Below are 15,691 nucleotides of genomic sequence, written 5' to 3' on the forward strand. Positions count from 1 at the left end.
AGGAGTTCACCATGACCTCGATCGCCATCGTCTACCATTCCGGCTACGGCCACACCGCCGAAGTCGCCAAGGCCGTCGCCCAGGGTGCCGCCGAAGTGGCCGCCACCCAGGTCCACCTGATCCCCATCGAGGACGCCGAGGCCAAGGCCGACCTGATCAACGGCGCCGACGCCATCATCTTCGGCAGCCCGACCTATATGGGCTCGGTGTCAGGCCCGTTCAAAACCTGGATGGACGCCACCTCGAAGGTGTGGTTCGGCCTGGGCTGGAAGGACAAGATCGCGGCGGGCTTCACCGTCTCGGCCAGCCAAAGCGGCGACAAGCTCAACACCCTGATCCAGCTGGCGGTGTTCGCGGCCCAGCACGGCATGATCTGGGTCGGCACCGCCCTGACGCCGGGCAACAACAACTCGAACGGGTCGGTCGAGGACATCAACCGGCTGGGCAGCTTCCTGGGCGCCATGGCCCAGGCCAATGCCGACCAGGGTCCCGACGTGGCCCCGCCGCAGGCCGACCGCAAGACCGCCGCCCTGCTGGGGAAAAGGGTGGCGGAAACCGCCGCCCGCTGGGTGAAGTAGCCGCCTGAAAAATGGATGCCCGGATCAAGTCCGGGCATGACGGGAACAATGTCGTCATGGCCGGGCTTGACCCGGCCATCCACGCTTCGGCGGGCTTACGCCGCCTTCGACTTCTTCTTCAGCAGTTCCAGGATTTCCGAAGCCGCCTTGGGGATGTTGGTGCCGGGGCCATAGACCGCAGCCACGCCGGCCTTGTACAGGAAGTCGTAATCCTGCTGCGGGATGACGCCGCCGGTGACCACCAGGATATCCTCGGCGCCCTGCTTCTTCAGCTCGGCGATCAGCGACGGCACCAGGGTCTTGTGACCGGCGGCCAGGCTGGAGGCGGCGACGATGTGGACGTCATTCTCGACCGCCTGACGGGCGGCCTCTTCCGGGGTCTGGAACAGCGGCCCGACATCGACGTCGAAGCCGATATCGGCAAAGGCGGTGGCGATCACCTTGGCGCCGCGATCGTGGCCGTCCTGGCCCATCTTGACCACCAGGATACGCGGCCGGCGGCCTTCGTCGGCGGCAAAGGCTTCGACCTCGGCCTTCAGCTTGGCGAAGCCCTCGTCACCCTGGTAGACGCCGCCATAGACGCCCGAGATGGTGCGGTTGACGGCGCGGTGACGGGTGAAGGACTTTTCCAGCGCGTCGGAAATCTCGCCGACGGTGGCGCGCGCCCGGGTGGCCTCGACCGCCAGGGCCAGCAGATTGCCCTCGCCCGATTCGCCGGCCTTGGCCAGCGCCGCCAGGGCGGCCTCGACCTTGGCCGGATCGCGGGTGGCCTTGATGTGCTTCAGGCGCGCGATCTGCGATTCGCGGACGGCGGCATTGTCGACGTCCAGGATGTCGATGGGGGCTTCCTCGGCCGGCTGGTACTTGTTGACGCCGACCACCACCTCTTCGCCGCGATCGATGCGGGCCTGGCGGCGCGCCGCGGCTTCCTCGATCTTCATCTTGGGCATGCCGGATTCGACCGCCTTGGTCATGCCGCCCAGCGCTTCCACTTCCAAGATCAGCTTCCAGGCTTCCTCGGCGATGGCGTTGGTCAGGCTTTCCACATAATAGGACCCGGCCAGCGGATCGACCACATGGGGGATGCCGGTCTCTTCCTGGATGATCAGCTGGGTGTTGCGCGCGATGCGGGCCGAGAACGGGGTCGGCAGGGCGATGGCCTCGTCCAGCGCGTTGGTGTGCAAGGACTGGGTGCCGCCCAGCACGGCGGCCATCGCCTCGATGGTGGTGCGGATGACGTTGTTATAGGCATCCTTCTCGGTCAAGGACACGCCCGAGGTCTGGCAGTGGGTCCTGAGCGCCATCGAGGACGGCTTTTGCGGGTCGAACTGCTTGATGATGCGGGCCCACAACAGGCGGCCGGCGCGCATCTTGGCGATTTCCATGAAGAAGTTCATGCCGATGGCCCAGAAGAACGACAGCCGGCCGGCGAAATCGTCGATCTTCAGGCCGCGGCCCAGGGCGGCGCGGACATATTCCAATCCGTCGGCCAGGGTGAAGGCCAGTTCCTGCACCGCCGTCGCCCCCGCTTCCTGCATGTGGTAGCCGGAAATCGAGATCGAGTTGAACTTCGGCATGTTCTTCGAGGTGTAGTCGATGATGTCCGCGATGATCCGCATGGACGGCGCCGGCGGATAGATATAGGTGTTGCGGACCATGAACTCCTTCAGGATGTCGTTCTGGATGGTGCCCGACAGCTGGTCCTGGGACACGCCCTGTTCCTCGGCGGCGACGATATAGCCGGCCAGCACAGGCAAAACGGCGCCGTTCATGGTCATCGACACGCTCATCTTGTCGAGCGGGATGCCGTCGAACAGAATCTTCATGTCCTCGACCGAATCGATGGCCACGCCGGCCTTGCCGACATCGCCGACCACGCGCGGATGGTCGCTGTCATAGCCGCGATGGGTGGCCAGATCGAAGGCCACCGAGATGCCCTGCTGACCGGCGGCGAGGTTCTTGCGATAGAAGGCGTTGGATGCCTCGGCGGTCGAGAAGCCGGCATACTGGCGCACGGTCCACGGCTTGGCCGCGTACATGGTGGCACGAGGGCCGCGCAGGAACGGCGGGAAGCCCGGCAGGGTGTCCAGGTTCTCCATGCCTTCCAGATCGGCGGCGGTATAAAGAGGCTTGACCACAATGCCTTCGGGAGTCTCCCAATTCAGGGTTTCCGGCGAGGCACCCTTGAGGTCCTTCGACGCCAGGGCTTCCCAATCGGACAGGCTCTTTTTGGCAAATTCGGTCATTTTCTTCCTCCAAATTACCCGTTCTTCCCCCGGGCGGGCGGGAGTATAGCCACCCGCAGGGTCAGAGTCCACAAAACCGCGTAATTTCATTGCGCGTTGCTGACCGCAATCCAGCGGTATTACCACGTTACTTGGCGCATTGACTTGACCATCTCGCCAGCGCACCCTTTGGCCCCATGTCGTTCCTTGACCACATCCGCGCCTGCAACGCCCACGCCCCCCGGAATTTCCGCCCGTTCCTGTGCGGGTCCACCCGGATCGGCCGCATCCGCCACGATGTCGCCGCCTGGCTGGCCGGCTTTCCCGATGTCTTCGTCGTCGAAGACGATGGCGTCCGCCTGTATCCGGGGCTGGACAGCGGCCCGACCCGCTCGGCCGCCATCGATGCCGTCGCGGTGGAATTGCGCCACCGTTACGGCACCCCGGCGCTTCGGGGCGAGCGCTACCGCGTCGGCGCCGGCTGGGGCCAAACAGAACTGTTCACCATCGATCGCGGAGTGGTCAGCCTGTTCGGCATCCGCGCCTACGGCGTGCACGTCAACGGCTTCGTCCGCACCCCGGACGGCGTGCGTCTGTGGGTGGCGCGGCGCGCCCTGGGCCGGCCGGTGGCGCCGGGAAAGCTGGACAATCTGATCGCCGGCGGCCAGCCGGCGCATCTGTCCTTGATGGACAATCTGGTCAAGGAAGCCGCGGAAGAGGCGAACGTCCCCGAGCCACTGGCCCGCACCGCCCGTCCGGTCGGGGCCATTTCCTATTGCCTGGACGACGAATGGGGCGCCAAGCCCGACACCATGTTCTGCTATGACCTGGAACTGCCGCCGGGCTTCGTGCCGGTCAACACCGACGGCGAGGTGGAAAGCTTCGCCCTGATGGCGCCGTCGGAAGCCGCCGCCCGCATCAAGGCGGGCGGCGATTTCAAGTTCAACGTCAACCTGGTGGTCACGGACTTCCTGATCCGCCACGGTTTCCTGAACCCCGACGACGAGCCCGACTATGTCGAGATCGTGTCGGGCTTGCGGGTCTTCCACAGCGAATAAAGCACGCCGCCCGCCAGCAGGCCGAAGGTCACCGACAAGGACAGCACCGCCGGAACCTTGCCGATGACATTGACGGCGAAGATCTTGCCGCCGATGAACACCAAGACCAGGGCCAGGGCGTATTTCAGGTAATGGAAGCGGTGGATCGCCGCCGCCAGCGCGAAGTACAAGGCACGCAGGCCCAGAATGGCGAAGATGTTGCTGGTATAGACGATGAACGGGTCGGTGGTGATGGCGAAGATGGCCGGGACGCTATCGACGGCGAACACCAGATCGGCCAGTTCCACCAGCACCAAGGCCAGCATCAGCGGCGTGATCCACAAGGCCGGCTTGCCGGTCACCGGATGGGGCTGGCGCACGACGAAATCCTGGCCGTGCAGGCCGGGGGTGACGTTGAAATGCGACCGCAGCCAGCCAAGCACCTTGTTGTTCTCGATGTCAGGCGCCGAATCCGACACCACCAGCATCTTGATGCCGGTGATGACCAGGAAGGCGCCGAACAGGTAAAGGATCCACGAGAACTGGCTGATCAACGCGGCGCCCAAGCCGATCATCAGGGCGCGCATGACGATGGCGCCCAGGATGCCCCAGAACAGCACGCGGTGCTGGTACTGGCGGGGAATGGCCAGGGTCGAGAAGATCAGGGCGATGACGAAGACATTATCCATGGACAGGCTTTTTTCGACGACGAAGCCGGTCAGGTAATCGGTGCCGGCCTCGGCACCCATGCTCCACCACACCCAGCCGCCGAAAATCAGGCCGGCGGTGATGTAAAGGGCCGACAGGGCGACGCTTTCGCCGATGCCGATTTCATGGTTGTCCCGGTGCAGCACGCCCAGGTCGAAGGCCAGCAGGGCGGCGACGATGGCCAGGAAGGACAGCCACATCCAGCCGGGCTTGCCGAGAAATTGTCCGAATAAGATGGGATCGAGGAATTCCATGGGACGACCTTGGAATGAAGGCGCTCCGACATCGCGGCCGCATGCCGCCAGAGGGGCCCGGAGCCTCGCTAGCGAATCTCGGAACAAATCGGCCCAGTTCAAGGGGAAGATTCCTCTTGTGCGGCGCACACTCGCGCATCATTATTTCGCCCCAACCGATTTCCCCGAAAGAGGATTGCGCAACATGAGCATCAAGCCCCCCCGCAAGTTCTTCGAGCCGCTGGCCATCGGCGCTCCGGCGCCCTATCGCGAGCTGCCGGTGCGGCTGGAGCGCATGATCCATTTCTTCCCGCCGCATGTGGAGAAGATGCGGGCCAAAGCGGGTGACATGGCCAAGAATGTCGACGTGCTGCTGGGCAATCTGGAAGACGCCATTCCGGCCGACGCCAAGGAAGCGGCCCGCGCCGGCTTCGTCGAGGTGGCCAAGGCCTGGAACCCCGAATGCGGCACCGGCCTGTGGACCCGGGTCAATTGCCTGAACTCGCCGTGGTTCCTGGATGACGTCACCACCCTGGTCGCCGAGGCAGGAAACAAGCTGGACGTGGTGATGCTGCCCAAGGTCGAAGGGCCGTGGGACATCCATTATCTCGACCAGTTGCTGGCCCAGCTGGAGGCCAAGCATCAGGTCAAGCGCCCGATCATGATCCACGCCATCCTGGAAACCGCCCTGGGCGTCGAGAACGTCGCCGCCATCGCGAGCGCCAGCCCCCGCATGCACGGCATGAGCCTGGGGCCGGCCGATCTGGCGGCGTCGCGCGGCATGAAGACTACCCGCGTCGGCGGCGGCCATCCCTTTTATGGCGTGCTGGAAGATGCCAAGGGCGAGGCCCCGCGCACCTTGTTCCAGCAGGATCTGTGGCACTACACCGTGGCCAAGATGGTCGATGCCTGCCAGTCGGCCGGCATCAAGGCCTTTTACGGCCCGTTCGGCGATTTCTCGGACAACGCCGCCTGCGAGGCGCAGTTCCGCAACGCCTTCCTGCTGGGCTGCGCCGGCGCCTGGAGCCTGCATCCCAGCCAGATCGACATCGCCAAGAACGTGTTCAGCCCCGACGTGGCCGAGGTGCTGTTCGCGAAGAAGATCCTGGACGCCATGCCCGACGGCACCGGCGCGGTGATGATCGACGGCAAGATGCAGGACGACGCCACCTGGAAGCAGGCCAAGGTCATCGTCGACCTGGCCCGCTCTGTTGCCGCCAAGGACAGCGTCATGGCGGAAAAGTACGGGCTGTAACTAAAGCAGGCTGCCCTGCCGTCCGTCTTCCTTGCCCTTGGATTTGGGCTTGGGGGCCGGCGGCGGGGCGGCGCTTTCGCCCACGGTGACGGACGTGTCGCCATCCTTGAACTCGACCCGCCAGTGGGCGCCGGGGGTGGCGTCGGCGGCGGCGACCACGCGCCCGTCCACGTCGCGCACCACCGCATAGCCCCGGTCCAGCACCTTGCGGTAGGAATAGCTTTCCAGCAGCTTGCCCTGGCTTTCCAGACGCTGACCCCGGCGCTCGATGGTGCGGGAAAGCGCCTCGGGCAATCGCATCGCGGCTTGCGTCAGGCGCAGGCCATCACGCTCGATGCGCGCCGCTTCCGCCGCCTTGGCCTTGTCCAGCGCGTGGGTCAGCCGGGCCGACACCTTGTCCAGGTCGGCCTGGTGTCGCATCATCAGGTTGGGCAGCGCCAGCCTCAGCCGCTCGGCGCGGTCGTCCAGCTTCAGCCAGGCCTCTTCGATCACCCGGCGCGGATGGGGCAGTGCGCGGGCGATGGCCTCGACCCGCAGGCGGCGCTCCTCGATCCCGCGGGTCAGGGCGTTCAGCAGGCGCGATCCGCAATCGGTGACCTGATTGATCAGCTCGGCCCGCACCGGCACCGCCATCTCGGCGGCGGCGGTCGGCGTCGGCGCCCGCAGGTCCGAGGCGAAATCGATCAAGGTGGTGTCGGTCTCGTGGCCGACGGCGCTGATCAGCGGAATGGCAGAGGCGGCCGCCGCGCGCACCACCACCTCTTCATTGAAGGCCCACAGATCCTCGACCGAGCCGCCGCCCCGCGCGACGATCAGCAGATCGGGACGGGCGACCTGCCCGCCTTCGGGCAGCGCGTTGAATCCTGCGATGGCGGCGGCCACTTGACCGGCGGCGCCGTCGCCTTGCACCGCCACCGGCCACAGCAACACATGCGACGGGAAGCGGTCGGCCAGACGGTGCAAGATGTCGCGGATCACCGCGCCCGTGGGCGAGGTCACCACGCCGATGACCCGGGGCAGGAACGGGATGGCCCGCTTGCGGCCCTGATCGAACAGGCCTTCGGCGGCCAGCTTGCGGCGGCGGTCCTCCAGCAGCTTCAACAAGGCGCCCTGGCCGGCCAGCTCCATCCGCTCGACCACCATCTGGTATTTGGACCGGCCGGGATAGGTGGTCAGGCGGCCGGTGGCGATCACCTCCATGCCGTCTTCCGGGGCCATGCCCAGCCGGGCCGCCTGGCCGCGCCAGCACACCGCGTCCATCACCGCGTCGGCATCCTTCAAGGCGAAGTACAGATGGCCGGATGAATGACGCTTGAAGCCCGAGATCTCGCCCCGGACGCGGACCAGCGAGAAGGTCTCCTCGACGGTGCGCTTCAGGGCTCCGGAAATCTCGGAGACGGTGAATTCGGGAACATTGGAAGGCGGGCGGGAATCGATGTCGGTCATGGCCGGATGATGGCCTGGGACGACGCACTTGCCAAGTGGGCCGGACTTGAATTCGGCCGCCCGGCTGATGTACATTTTAGGTGTACACAGGCGAACAAGGGCCACCGACATGCAATCCGTCAGCTTCAGTGACCTTCGCCGCCACCTTTCGACCTATCTGGACCAAGTCGCCAAAGGCGACGAGATCGTCGTGACATCGCGCGGCCGACCGATCGCCCGCCTTGTTCCCTCGGCCGAGCAGCCCCCGGTGCCGCGACCGGTCGGCTTGCTGGCGGGCCGAATCCGCATCGCCGGGGACTTCGACGACACCCCGGCTGAGCTGGTTCTGGCCATGGAAAGCGGTGCCGAATGAGCCTGCTTCTCGATACCCACGCCGCGCTGTGGCTGCTGGCCGGCGACAGCCGTCTGGGTTCTGCCGCCACCCAGGCCGTCATCGACCCGGCGCGTAAGGTGCAGGTCAGCGTCGTCTCGTTGTGGGAAATGGCCGTGAAGATTCGGATCGGCAAGCTTGCCGGCAACCTGGACGAGATCATCGAGGCCCTGGCTGCGTCACGGATCACCGTCCTGCCCCTGGCCCCCGACCATTTGCTGGAATTGATGCGCCTGCCCTGGTTCGAGGATCACCGCGATCCGTTCGACCACCTGATCGCCGCCCAAGCCCGCGCCGAGAATCTGGTCCTGGTCAGCGCCGATCGAAATATGCCGCGGTACGGAACCGCCATCATGCCCTGCGACGCCTGACGCGCGCATTGAAAACCCCGCCGACCGTGCTACAACCCGGTCGGAATGGATCGACGCCTGGAGACGGTGATGAAGGTTCTGGTGGTGGGCGGCGGCGGCCGCGAACATGCGCTGTGCTGGAAGATCAAGCAATCGCCCCTGCTGACGCGCCTGTGGTGCGCGCCCGGCAATGCCGGCATCGAAAGCGTGGCCGAATGCGTCGCCATCGGAGCCGAGGACGTCGAGAAGCTGGTGGCCTTCGCCAAGACCAACGCCGTCGATCTGGTGGTCGCCGGCCCCGAGGCGCCGCTGGTGCTGGGCCTGGCCGACCGTCTGAAGGACCAGGGCATCCGGGTGTTCGGCCCGACCCAGGCCGCCGCCGAGCTGGAAGGCTCGAAGGGCTTCATGAAGGACGTGGTGTGGCAGGCCAAGATCCCCACCGCCTGGTACGGTCGCTTCACCGACATCGAGGCGGCCAAGGCCTTCGTGCGCGAGAAGGGCGCCCCCATCGTCGTCAAGACCGACGGGCTGGCCGCCGGCAAGGGCGTGGTGGTGGCCATGAGCCTGGACGAGGCCTTGAAGGCCGTCGATGACATGATGGGCGACAAGGTGTTCGGCGCCGCCGGCGACGAACTGGTGATCGAGGAATTCCTGGACGGCGAGGAAGCCAGCTTCTTCGCCCTGTGCGACGGCACCACCGCCATCCCCCTGATCGCCGCCCAGGACCATAAAAGGGTCGGGGACGGCGATACCGGCCCCAATACCGGCGGCATGGGCGCCTATTCCCCCGCCCCGGTCTTCACCGATGCGTTGCGGGATCAGGTGATGGAAACCTGCATCCTGCCGGCGGTCCGCCAGATGGCGGCCATGGGCAAGCCCTATACCGGCGTGCTGTTCGCCGGCCTGATGATCAAGGACGGCCAGGCCAAATTGCTGGAATTCAACGTCCGCTTCGGCGACCCGGAATGCCAGGTTCTGATGGCCCGGCTGACATCGGACCTGTTGCCGGTGCTGGCCGCCGCCGCCGATGGCAAACTGGACGGCATCCGCCTGGAATGGTCGGACGAATGCGCCCTGGTGGTGGTGATGGCCGCCCAGGGCTATCCGGGTTCGTACCAAAAGAACACCGTGATCGGCGGGCTGGACGCCGCCGGCGCGGTCGAGGGCGTGACCGTCTTCCATGCCGGCACCGCCCGCGACGGCTCGGGCCAGGTGGTCGCCACCGGCGGGCGCGTGCTGGGCGTCACCGCCATCGGCACCGATGTCGCCGCCGCGCGCGAACGCGCCTATCTGGCCGTCGATGCGCTGGACTGGCCGCAGGGCTTCTGCCGCCGCGACATCGCCTGGCGGGCGCTGGCGCGGTGAGCCTGGCCATCCCCTCGCTCGACCGGCTGACCGGCGGCTTCAAGCCTTATGCGCTGCTCAGCCTGTTCTGCCTGATGCTGTTCGCGCCGGGCCTGGCCGACCTGCCGCCGATGGACCGCGACGAATCGCGCTTCATGCAGGCGACCCGGCAGATGCTGGAGACCGGCGACTATATCCGCATCCAGTTCCAGGGCGAGATGCGGGCCAAGAAGCCGGCCGGGGCCTATTGGCTGCAGGCGGGCAGCGTCGGCGCGCTGTCGCATCCGGCCTCGACCCAGACCTGGCCCTATCGCCTGCCCTCGGCGCTGGCCGCCTGGGCCGCCGTTTTGATGACCTTCGCCTTCGGCCGCGCCCTGATCGGCGAACGCCCGGCCCTGGTCGGGGCCATGCTGCTGGCCGCCTGCACCATGCTGGTGTCCGAAGCCCACCAGGCCAAGACCGACGCCATCATGCTGGCCCTGGTGGTGGCCGCCCAGGGGTTGCTGGCCCGCTTCTACGTCGCCGCCCGCGCCAAGGATGCCGCCGCCCCGTCGGGTGGCGGCTGCGGCTCCGCGTCCGCCAGCCCCATCAAGATGCCCGGCACCTGGGAAGCCCTGGCCTTCTGGCTGGTCCAGGGCGCGGCCATCCTGGTCAAGGGGCCGGTGGTGCCGGTGATCAGCCTGTTGACCATCGCAGCCTTGGGGCTGGCCGACCGGCAGGTGCGCTGGCTGGTGCCGATGCGCCCCGTTCTGGGCACCATCGTCGCCGCCGCCATTGCCGCGCCGTGGTTCGCCGCGGTGTCGCAGGCCACCGGCGGCGCCTTCGTCGGCGAGGCGGTCAAGGGCGACCTGCTGCCCAAGCTGCTGGGCGCCCATGAAAGCCATGGCGGCTTCCCCGGCCAGTATCTGGTGCTGTCGGTGGTGCTGTTGTGGCCCGGCTCGCTGCTGCTGCTGCCGGCGGCGTCCAGGATGTGGGGGCAGCGACACCGCCTGGCCTTTCGCGTGCTGCTGGCCTGGGCGGTGCCGACCTGGATCATGTTCGAGCTGATCCCCACCAAACTGCCCCATTACGTGCTGCCGGCCTTTCCGGCCCTGGCCCTGATGGGCGCCGCCCTGGTGATCGAGGGGCTGGACGCGTTTCAGACCAAGTGGGCGCGGGCGTGGTACGGCGTGTGGTGCCTGGTCGGCCTGACCCTGGCCGGGCTGGTGGTGGCCCTGCCCATCGTCCTGGGCGGGGGCTTCGTCTGGCTGTCGGTGCCGGCGGCGTTGGGCATCGTGCTGGCCACTTTGTTGCCGGCCACCCTGGCCTGGAAGGGCCGCCTGCCCGAGGCCGCCCTGGCCCTGGGCCTGACCGCGCTGGCGACCTATCCCGTGCTGTTCCAAGGGGTGCTGCCGTCGCTGGACCGCATGTTCCTTTCGCGCGGCGCAGCACAGATGGTCAAACTGGTGGGATCGGACGGCCCGGTGGTCAGCGCCGGCTTCTCGGAACCCAGTCTGGTGTTCTGGCTGGGCACCGAGACCAAGCTGGCCGACGGTTCCGCCGCCGCCGCCCACCTGGCCGCCAACCGCCGCGCCCTGGCGGTGGTCGAGGACAAGCAGGAAGCTGGCTTCCTTGGCCGTGCCGCAGAGCTTGGGCTGGTAATCGAGGAATTCGGCCGAATCGACGGGTTCAACTATTCGCGCGGCAAGCGCGCCGCCTTGACGGTCTATGGGGTGAAGTCGCCATGATCAAGCCGGACATCAGCCTGATGGAACGCCTGGCCGTCGCCTGGGAAGGGTTGCGTCTGGCAGCCTCTGATGTCCGCCGTTTCGCCAAGCCGCACCTGATCGCCCAGGCGGCCCGGACCCGGCGCTTTCCCCTGGCCTGGTCGTTCGTCTATGTCGTGCTGTTTTGCGGCCTGGCGATGCTGATCATCGACCGGCCGCTGGCCCGGCTGCTGAAGGCCCATGTCGGCGGCGATATCGAGGGCTTCTTCAGGATCATCACCCATCTGGGCGAGGCCCAGTTGTATCTGATCCCGTCGGGCATCGCCTTTGTCGGCATGCTGGCGGCATCGATGCGCGCCGTCACCCCCGAGGCCGCCGATGTCTGGCGCCGGCTGTCGGTGGCGCCGGGCTTCATGTTCCTGACCATGGCGGTGTCGGGCCTGATCAGCAACGCCATCAAGTTCAGCGTCGGCCGCCTGCGGCCGCGTTATCTGTTCGAGCAGGGCCTTTACGGCTTCGAGCCGTTCAACACAGCCTGGGCGATGAACTCGTTCCCGTCTGGCCACAGCCAGGCCGGCTTCGCCGCCATGACCGCGCTGATGGTGATCTTTCCGCGCTATGACCTGTTGTGGCTGCTGATCGCCACCCTGGTCGCCCTCAGCCGGGTAGTGGTCACGGTCCATTACCTGTCGGACGCGGTCGCCGGCAGCTTCCTGGCCATCATGGTCACCATCTTGCTGGCCCGCCTGTTCAAGGCGCGCGGACTGGACCCGCAATGGCGGCTGCCCCGGGATTGGCGGTAAAGTTTAACGCACCGGACGCGGCGGCATGCCCTGGCTGTAATCGTGGCTGCCGGCTGGCGCCACCGCTGGGAGCGCCGATTCCTTGACGCACGATCCCGAATAGGGCGACACCGGCCCCTGATAGCCGGGCGGCGGCGAATTCTCGACGCAGCGATATTTGACGCTGCCATCCTGGTTGATCGCCTTGTCGGGGCTGGCGACCGGCGGCGCCTTGCCGACACAGGCGGCCAGAGACAGCACCAGGGTCAGGGCGGACAGGGTTTTCATCGGCTGGCCGGAATGTCGAGATAGGGCGGCAACTGGCCATCATAGACCAGCTCTTCGATGGTCCGGCGCAAGATGTCGAGGCCGAGCCGGTTGCTACCGGCCGCCAGCACCATCGCCAGATAGGGCTCCAGCAAGGGCACGATGCCGACCCGTTCCATCTGCTCGCCGGGCAGGCGCTTCCGGGGTGGGGCGACCCGGTTGACATGCTCCAGCGCCAGTTCCTGAATCGCCGCCTTGAACAGGCTTTCGGTGGTGTTCTTCTCGAGAAGCTGCTGGTATTCGCGGGAATCGCGCTCGGCGCGAATTTCGACGGCGACGGTCTTGGCTTCGGGCAAGGGCGCGATGCCGGCCATGGCGTCCAGTTGCGCCATCACCTTGCCGGCCATGCGCGCCGCCACCAATTCCTCCTCGGGTGTCGCGCCGTTGGCGACCGAGCGCGCCATCAGCGAGCGCAGCCGGTGCAGCAACCGGTCACGCATCCCGGCATCGCGACTGGACGGAGCATTCATGCCAAAGCTTACCAAATCCTGGGGCAGACAATGGAATCACTGTACGCCAGCCGCCGAATTCACGCCAGCGGTGTAAAAAATGCCAGCCCGGGGGGTGACTTCCGCACAATCTGCCCCTAAAGTTAGACGGGTCATCGCTGGTGTCCTGCTCCGGAAATTCGCATGGCGAATGGCAGAATCACCACACAAGGTCCAGAAGGGGCGCTTCATGGAAAAGGGCAAGGTCCTCGAGCGGAAAATTTTCTACGCCGGCCAGAAGGTCTTCAACGAAGGCGACCAGGGCGACCGCGCCTATCTGATCCAGGACGGCATGGTCGAGATTTCCAAGCACGGGCTGGTGCTGGCCACCCTGGGCAAGGGCGAATTGTTCGGCGAGATGGCGCTGGTCGACGACAAGCCGCGCATGGCCTCGGCCAAGGCCCAGACCGACCTGTCGGTGGTGATCATCAATCGCGACACCTTCCGCGAGAAGCTGGCCAAGTCCGACCCGTTCATCCGCGGCCTGCTGAACATCTTCGTGCGCAACATCCGCAATCTGACCCGCTGATGGCGCTGTCGGGCCGCATGCGGGCCGACTTTCCCGGCCTGACGCCCGCGCAATTGTACGCCATCGCCGCCGACATCGAAGCCTATCCCGCCTTCATCCCCTGGTGCCGCGCCGCCCGCATCGTCGAGCGGGCCGACGGAATGTGGCGGGTGGAAAACCATTTCGGCGCCGGCCCGGTGGATGTGACCTTCACCAGCCTGGCCCACCCCGCCCCGCCCGACCGGTTGGACATCACCTCGACCGACGGCCCGTTTCGCGACTTCCGCCTGGCCTGGCGCTTCGATTCCATCGAAACCGGCGGCGCCCGCGCCATCGCCGAATATCGCCTGGCCCTGAAATCGCCCCTGCTGCAAGGCCTGGCCGCCCTGTCGATGGGCGAGGTCGAACGCCGGGTCGAGCACAACTTCCGCGCCCGCGCCAAAGCGGTATATATGGCATGACCCAGACTTTACACCACAACATCTTGTCATTATAACCAGCGCATCAGATAACCGGAGACGCCGCCGCCATGTCCGCCACCGATGCCGAGAAGCCCGTTCCCGAAGCCGCCGACGCGCCCGTTCGCGAGCTGTCGCAGACCTTCCGGCCGGTGTCGGCGGGCATGGAAGCCCATCTGAACGTCTATCACCCGGTGCTGGATCACGGCTTCATCGCGGTCAAGGATTACATGGGCGACGACCTGTCGATCCTGCAGATGGCGCGCATGAGCTATGGCAAGGGCACCAAGGGCCTGAACGACGACCGCGCCTTGCTGCGCTACCTGATGCGCCACTTCCACACCAGCCCGTTCGAGGGCTGCGTCATCAAGCTGCACGTCAAGCTGCCGATCTTCGTGATGCGCCAGTGGGTGCGCCACCGCACCGCAAGCTTGAATGAATATTCGGCCCGCTACTCGATCATGCCGGACGAGTTCTATATGCCCGACGCCAGCCAGCTGGCGGTGCAGTCCAAGGACAACAAGCAGGGCCGCGGCGACACCCTTACGCCAGACGATTCCGCCCAGGTGCTGCGCATCTTGAAGGAAGAAGCGCTGCGCAATTTCGCCACCTACCACCATCTGCTGAACGCCGACGAAGACGGCCAAACCATCGACGAGGGCCGCGACGGCATCGCCCGCGAACTGGCCCGCATCGGCCTGCCGCTGTCGACCTATACCCAGATGTACTGGCAGACCAACCTGCACAACCTGATGCATTTCCTGCGGCTGCGCGCCGACCCGCACGCCCAGTTCGAGATCCGCATTTTCGCCGAAAAGATCCTGGATGTCATGGCCGACTGGGTGCCGGTGACCACCGAAGCCTTCCGCGACTATCAGCTGGAGGCCTCGCGGCTGTCGCGCATGGACTTGGCCTTGGTCAAGGACATGCTGGCCGGAAAGGCGACACTGGCCGACGCGGGCGCCTACGGCCTTTCCAAGCGCGAAGCGCGCGAACTGGGCGACCGCCTGGGGATTTCTGCTTAACGGAGACCATGATGCGCCGTCTTGTGATCCTGACCATCGCCGTGCTGACCGCCCTTCCGGCCGTGGCCCAGGAGGAAACGGCGACGCTGCGGCTAGCCTGCAAGGCCGACAATCCCGCCCTCGAGGCCGGCCCCTTCGCCTTTTCCATCGACGAGAAGCGCGGCGAGGCGACCGAGACGGTGTCGGGCAAGAGCTATGGCGTGATGTCCTACCGCGACGGCTTCGGCCTTTACGACCCGGCCGGCGGCCGCTCGGCGCTGGTGTTCCGCATCGACCGCGTCTCGGGCCACTTCGCCCGCGTCGACAAGCAGATCAAGGTCGAGGGAATGTGCGAGAAGGTCGAGAGGAAGTTTTAGGGGGCGAACATAGGGTCCAGGGCTGCGACCTTTCCGAAGGCGGCACGGTAAAGCTGGCGCTAAGCCGTCTGGCAAAAGCAGCAGCGCTTCCACGCCCAACCCGAACATCTGCCCCACCAGGTCGGCCCGACGCGTTTATTGCTTGCAACTGGCCGGCGCCGGGCCGCCGGGTGGCACGATGCAGGCCAGTAGGAACGAGACCTTGCCATCGGAGCGCACTGGCTTCACCGTCGCCGAAACGCCCTTCTCTGGACCGTCAACCGATACAGAATAGCGGATCGGCAGCCCATAGGGGGCTCCCACGACAATCGCCGTGACCTTCGCGGACCGTACGCCCCCTACCGCACGAGCCAATTCCAGGTCAGCTTTCGCGAAGGCCACCACCAGCGGGTATTCCTTGGCACGCACTTCCTGTTGCAGAGCATCGTCGAGCGTGCGATGGACGCACTCGGGCTTGCATAGCCGGTCCTCCACCGGCTGCTGGAACGGAATTAT

The 15,691-nt window shown here is 66.2% G+C and carries 18 protein-coding genes; 12 read left to right on the top strand and 6 right to left on the bottom strand.

The features are described from left to right. The first annotated feature begins 11 nt into the window (after nt 1-11). A complete protein-coding gene (locus MTBLM5_RS11100; protein WP_173976187.1) occupies nt 12-578 on the top strand; it encodes a flavodoxin family protein in 567 nt (188 codons plus the stop codon). 95 nt (nt 579-673) lie between these two features. On the opposite strand, the gene scpA is transcribed toward MTBLM5_RS11100, so the two are convergent. Next, entirely contained in the window at nt 674-2,824 is a 2,151-nt protein-coding gene (gene scpA, locus MTBLM5_RS11105) for a methylmalonyl-CoA mutase (RefSeq protein WP_173976188.1), read from the bottom strand. Between the two features lie 176 nt (nt 2,825-3,000). Between scpA and MTBLM5_RS11110 the strand changes: the two genes are divergently transcribed. Continuing rightward, nucleotides 3,001-3,861: an NUDIX hydrolase family protein gene (locus MTBLM5_RS11110; RefSeq protein ID WP_173976189.1), complete on the top strand. Its 861-nt coding sequence runs from the start codon at nt 3,001-3,003 to the stop codon at nt 3,859-3,861. Here MTBLM5_RS11110 and MTBLM5_RS11115 read toward each other — a convergent pair. Continuing rightward, complete coding sequence (locus MTBLM5_RS11115) at nt 3,816-4,802, bottom strand: TerC family protein (protein ID WP_173976190.1); 987 nt, start codon at nt 4,800-4,802, stop codon at nt 3,816-3,818. The genes MTBLM5_RS11110 and MTBLM5_RS11115 overlap by 46 nt on opposite strands. Nucleotides 4,803-4,986: 184 nt before the next feature. On the opposite strand from MTBLM5_RS11115, the gene MTBLM5_RS11120 reads away from it, so the two are divergent. Beyond that, nucleotides 4,987-6,036 carry a CoA ester lyase gene (locus MTBLM5_RS11120; RefSeq protein WP_217425015.1) on the top strand — a complete coding sequence of 350 codons (1,050 nt, stop codon included), beginning with the start codon at nt 4,987-4,989 and terminating at the stop codon, nt 6,034-6,036. On the opposite strand, the gene xseA is transcribed toward MTBLM5_RS11120, so the two are convergent. Next, nucleotides 6,037-7,482, bottom strand: coding sequence for an exodeoxyribonuclease VII large subunit (gene xseA, locus MTBLM5_RS11125; RefSeq protein WP_173976191.1), 1,446 nt, complete (start codon nt 7,480-7,482; stop codon nt 6,037-6,039). A gap of 109 nt (nt 7,483-7,591) precedes the next feature. On the opposite strand from xseA, the gene MTBLM5_RS11130 reads away from it, so the two are divergent. The 5 genes from MTBLM5_RS11130 to MTBLM5_RS11150 all read left to right on the top strand — a co-directional run bounded on the left by MTBLM5_RS11130 (nt 7,592) and on the right by MTBLM5_RS11150 (nt 12,055). After that, entirely contained in the window at nt 7,592-7,834 is a 243-nt protein-coding gene (locus MTBLM5_RS11130; RefSeq protein ID WP_173976192.1) for a type II toxin-antitoxin system Phd/YefM family antitoxin, read from the top strand. Beyond that, nucleotides 7,831-8,223 carry a type II toxin-antitoxin system VapC family toxin gene (locus MTBLM5_RS11135; protein ID WP_173976193.1) on the top strand — a complete coding sequence of 131 codons (393 nt, stop codon included), beginning with the start codon at nt 7,831-7,833 and terminating at the stop codon, nt 8,221-8,223. The genes MTBLM5_RS11130 and MTBLM5_RS11135 overlap by 4 nt, the downstream gene beginning before the upstream one ends. Nucleotides 8,224-8,292: 69 nt before the next feature. Then, nucleotides 8,293-9,567, top strand: a complete 1,275-nt coding sequence (gene purD / locus MTBLM5_RS11140; protein WP_173976203.1) for a phosphoribosylamine--glycine ligase — start codon at nt 8,293-8,295, stop codon at nt 9,565-9,567. Then, a complete protein-coding gene (locus MTBLM5_RS11145) occupies nt 9,564-11,273 on the top strand; it encodes a glycosyltransferase family 39 protein (RefSeq protein ID WP_254431003.1) in 1,710 nt (569 codons plus the stop codon). Before purD ends, MTBLM5_RS11145 begins: the two co-directional genes overlap by 4 nt. Continuing rightward, nucleotides 11,270-12,055 (top strand): phosphatase PAP2 family protein, encoded by a 786-nt coding sequence (locus MTBLM5_RS11150; RefSeq protein ID WP_173976194.1) that lies wholly within the window; start codon nt 11,270-11,272, stop codon nt 12,053-12,055. The genes MTBLM5_RS11145 and MTBLM5_RS11150 overlap by 4 nt, the downstream gene beginning before the upstream one ends. Nucleotides 12,056-12,058: 3 nt before the next feature. Here the strand turns inward: MTBLM5_RS11150 and MTBLM5_RS11155 are convergent, their stop codons facing one another. Together MTBLM5_RS11155 and MTBLM5_RS11160 are read right to left on the bottom strand one after the other, a co-directional pair. Beyond that, nucleotides 12,059-12,322 (bottom strand): hypothetical protein, encoded by a 264-nt coding sequence (locus MTBLM5_RS11155; RefSeq protein WP_173976195.1) that lies wholly within the window; start codon nt 12,320-12,322, stop codon nt 12,059-12,061. Further along, nucleotides 12,319-12,801 carry a hypothetical protein gene (locus MTBLM5_RS11160; protein WP_173976196.1) on the bottom strand — a complete coding sequence of 161 codons (483 nt, stop codon included), beginning with the start codon at nt 12,799-12,801 and terminating at the stop codon, nt 12,319-12,321. The genes MTBLM5_RS11155 and MTBLM5_RS11160 overlap by 4 nt, the downstream gene beginning before the upstream one ends. A gap of 238 nt (nt 12,802-13,039) precedes the next feature. On the opposite strand from MTBLM5_RS11160, the gene MTBLM5_RS11165 reads away from it, so the two are divergent. From MTBLM5_RS11165 to MTBLM5_RS11180, 4 genes are all read left to right on the top strand, one after another. Then, the gene (locus MTBLM5_RS11165; RefSeq protein WP_068497054.1) at nt 13,040-13,378 is read left to right on the top strand and encodes a cyclic nucleotide-binding domain-containing protein; all 339 of its coding nucleotides are present in this window, start codon (nt 13,040-13,042) and stop codon (nt 13,376-13,378) included. Continuing rightward, the gene (locus MTBLM5_RS11170) at nt 13,378-13,818 is read left to right on the top strand and encodes a type II toxin-antitoxin system RatA family toxin (RefSeq protein ID WP_173976197.1); all 441 of its coding nucleotides are present in this window, start codon (nt 13,378-13,380) and stop codon (nt 13,816-13,818) included. The genes MTBLM5_RS11165 and MTBLM5_RS11170 overlap by 1 nt, the downstream gene beginning before the upstream one ends. 68 nt (nt 13,819-13,886) lie before the next feature. Then, nucleotides 13,887-14,840, top strand: coding sequence for an FAD-dependent thymidylate synthase (gene thyX, locus MTBLM5_RS11175; protein WP_173976198.1), 954 nt, complete (start codon nt 13,887-13,889; stop codon nt 14,838-14,840). Between the two features lie 8 nt (nt 14,841-14,848). After that, the gene (locus MTBLM5_RS11180) at nt 14,849-15,196 is read left to right on the top strand and encodes a hypothetical protein (RefSeq protein ID WP_173976199.1); all 348 of its coding nucleotides are present in this window, start codon (nt 14,849-14,851) and stop codon (nt 15,194-15,196) included. 135 nt (nt 15,197-15,331) lie between these two features. Here MTBLM5_RS11180 and MTBLM5_RS11185 read toward each other — a convergent pair. Next, nucleotides 15,332-15,691: hypothetical protein (locus MTBLM5_RS11185; protein WP_173976200.1), on the bottom strand; the 360-nt coding region annotated here is incomplete at its 5' end.

The organism is Magnetospirillum sp. LM-5 (assembly GCF_902729445.1).
Classification (GTDB): domain Bacteria; phylum Pseudomonadota; class Alphaproteobacteria; order Rhodospirillales; family Magnetospirillaceae; genus Magnetospirillum.

What these genes read in the sequence shown, in the direction of transcription:
- MTBLM5_RS11160 (WP_173976196.1), bottom strand. Translation starts at nt 12,801, where the DNA reads ATGCGTGACCGGTTGCTGCACCGGCTGCGCTCGCTGATGGCGCGCTCG.
- MTBLM5_RS11110 (WP_173976189.1), top strand. Translation starts at nt 3,001, where the DNA reads ATGTCGTTCCTTGACCACATCCGCGCCTGCAACGCCCACGCCCCCCGG.
- MTBLM5_RS11100 (WP_173976187.1), top strand. Translation starts at nt 12, where the DNA reads ATGACCTCGATCGCCATCGTCTACCATTCCGGCTACGGCCACACCGCC.
- scpA (WP_173976188.1), bottom strand. Translation starts at nt 2,824, where the DNA reads ATGACCGAATTTGCCAAAAAGAGCCTGTCCGATTGGGAAGCCCTGGCG.
- MTBLM5_RS11130 (WP_173976192.1), top strand. Translation starts at nt 7,592, where the DNA reads ATGCAATCCGTCAGCTTCAGTGACCTTCGCCGCCACCTTTCGACCTAT.
- MTBLM5_RS11135 (WP_173976193.1), top strand. Translation starts at nt 7,831, where the DNA reads ATGAGCCTGCTTCTCGATACCCACGCCGCGCTGTGGCTGCTGGCCGGC.
- MTBLM5_RS11180 (WP_173976199.1), top strand. Translation starts at nt 14,849, where the DNA reads ATGATGCGCCGTCTTGTGATCCTGACCATCGCCGTGCTGACCGCCCTT.
- xseA (WP_173976191.1), bottom strand. Translation starts at nt 7,482, where the DNA reads ATGACCGACATCGATTCCCGCCCGCCTTCCAATGTTCCCGAATTCACC.
- MTBLM5_RS11170 (WP_173976197.1), top strand. Translation starts at nt 13,378, where the DNA reads ATGGCGCTGTCGGGCCGCATGCGGGCCGACTTTCCCGGCCTGACGCCC.
- thyX (WP_173976198.1), top strand. Translation starts at nt 13,887, where the DNA reads ATGTCCGCCACCGATGCCGAGAAGCCCGTTCCCGAAGCCGCCGACGCG.
- MTBLM5_RS11120 (WP_217425015.1), top strand. Translation starts at nt 4,987, where the DNA reads ATGAGCATCAAGCCCCCCCGCAAGTTCTTCGAGCCGCTGGCCATCGGC.
- purD (WP_173976203.1), top strand. Translation starts at nt 8,293, where the DNA reads ATGAAGGTTCTGGTGGTGGGCGGCGGCGGCCGCGAACATGCGCTGTGC.
- MTBLM5_RS11165 (WP_068497054.1), top strand. Translation starts at nt 13,040, where the DNA reads ATGGAAAAGGGCAAGGTCCTCGAGCGGAAAATTTTCTACGCCGGCCAG.
- MTBLM5_RS11150 (WP_173976194.1), top strand. Translation starts at nt 11,270, where the DNA reads ATGATCAAGCCGGACATCAGCCTGATGGAACGCCTGGCCGTCGCCTGG.
- MTBLM5_RS11155 (WP_173976195.1), bottom strand. Translation starts at nt 12,322, where the DNA reads ATGAAAACCCTGTCCGCCCTGACCCTGGTGCTGTCTCTGGCCGCCTGT.
- MTBLM5_RS11115 (WP_173976190.1), bottom strand. Translation starts at nt 4,802, where the DNA reads ATGGAATTCCTCGATCCCATCTTATTCGGACAATTTCTCGGCAAGCCC.